Origin of the sequence: Rhodococcus sp. NPDC059234 (assembly GCF_042754225.1) — a bacterium.
Classification (GTDB): domain Bacteria; phylum Actinomycetota; class Actinomycetes; order Mycobacteriales; family Mycobacteriaceae; genus Rhodococcus_G.
In genome coordinates this window covers 1-1705 of sequence record NZ_JBHZAH010000218.1, presented here as the reverse complement: position 1 = coordinate 1705, position 1705 = coordinate 1, and the positions used below count along the sequence as shown (strand labels likewise).

At 68.0% G+C, this 1705-nt stretch carries 1 protein-coding gene; it reads right to left on the bottom strand.

Translation table 11 applies throughout. The features are described from left to right. Window positions 1–1705: amino acid adenylation domain-containing protein (locus tag ACFXGJ_RS24360; RefSeq protein WP_378625844.1), on the bottom strand; the 1705-nt coding region annotated here is incomplete at both ends.

Here is a 1705-nt window from a genome sequence, read left to right as displayed (position 1 = left end):
GCGATCAGCGAGTTGCCACCCAGACCGAAGAAGTCGTCGTCGAGACCGACCCGCTCGACACCGAGCAACTCCCCGAACACCGACGCCACAACCCGCTCGACCTCGGACACCGGAGCACGGAACTCCGCCGCCGCGAACACCGGCGCCGGCAACGCCTTCCGATCCAGCTTGCCGCTCGACGTCACCGGGAACTCGTCGAGAACCATGATCTGCGACGGCACCATGTACGCCGGCAACCGGTCCGCAGCCGTCGCGGTCACCGCGGCAACATCGACGACCGCCTCGGCAGCCGCCGTCACGTAACCGACCAGATGCCTGCCCGCCACGGTGTCGACGACCGCAGCGGCCGCCTGACCCACCGACGGATCCGCAGCCAACGCCGCCTCGACCTCACCGAGCTCGATCCGCAGACCGTGCAACTTCACCTGGAAGTCACTACGCCCCACGAACTCGAGCTCACCGGCCGACGTCCACCGCGCCAGGTCACCGGTCCGGTACATCCGCTCACCACCGGCGAACGGGTTCGCCACGAACCGCTCCGCCGTCAGATCCGGCCGCGACTGGTAGCCACGGGCCAACTGCACACCCGCCAGATACAACTCACCCGGCACACCCACCGGAACCGGACGCAGACGCCCATCGAGCACGAACACCTTCGTGCCCTCGACCGGCCCACCGATCGGCACGACCACCGCATCCGCCGCAGTCGCCTCCCGACGAGTGACCTGCATCGCCGCCTCGGTCGGACCGTAGAGGTTGTGCACCGCAGCACCGGTGACCCGCGCGAACTCCGCCGCCACCGCAGCCGACAACGCCTCGCCACCGGCGAACACCCGCCGCAACGCCGGCGTCCCCGCCTCCGGCAACGCCGCCAACACCATCGGCAACATCGACGGCACGAACTGCACCGTCGTCACCGACTGCTCCACCAGCACCGCCGCCAGATACTGCGGATCCCGATGACCATCCGCCGACGCCAGCACCAACCGGGCACCGGCCTGCAGCGGCCAGAAGAACTCCCACACCGACGCATCGAACGTCGCCGGCGTCTTCTGCAACACCGAATCCCGCTCGTCGAGCCCGTACTCCGCCTGCATCGACACCAACTGGTTCACCGCCGCCGCATGCGAGACCGCGACACCCTTCGGCCGACCCGTCGAACCCGACGTGAACAACACATACGCCGTGTTCTGCGGACCCAACACACCGATCCGATCCGCAGCCGTCACCGGCCCACCATCGGACAGGTCGACGTCGGCGACCACGACCGCCGGCCGCCCGAACGAGATCTCACCCAGGTCGGCATCGACCAACACCAGCATCGGATCGGCCGTCTCGACCACATACCCGACCCGCTCGGCCGGCTGATCCGGATCCACCGGCACATACGCACCACCGGCACGAATGACCGCATACATCGCGACCACCTGCTCGACCGACCGCCGCATCGCCAACACCACCCGCGACTCGACCCCGACACCGAGGCCGATCAGATGCCGCGCAACAGCATCGACCCGAGCATCGAACTCCCGGTACGTCAGCGACTCCGAACCACCGACCAACGCAACCGCATCCGGCGTCCGCACAACCTGATCAGCGAACAACGAATCCAACGTCCCCACAGGCACAGGCGCATCGGTCGCGTTCCACTCCCGCAACACCAGCTCCCGCTCACCCACACCGAGCAGATCGATATCCCCGACCG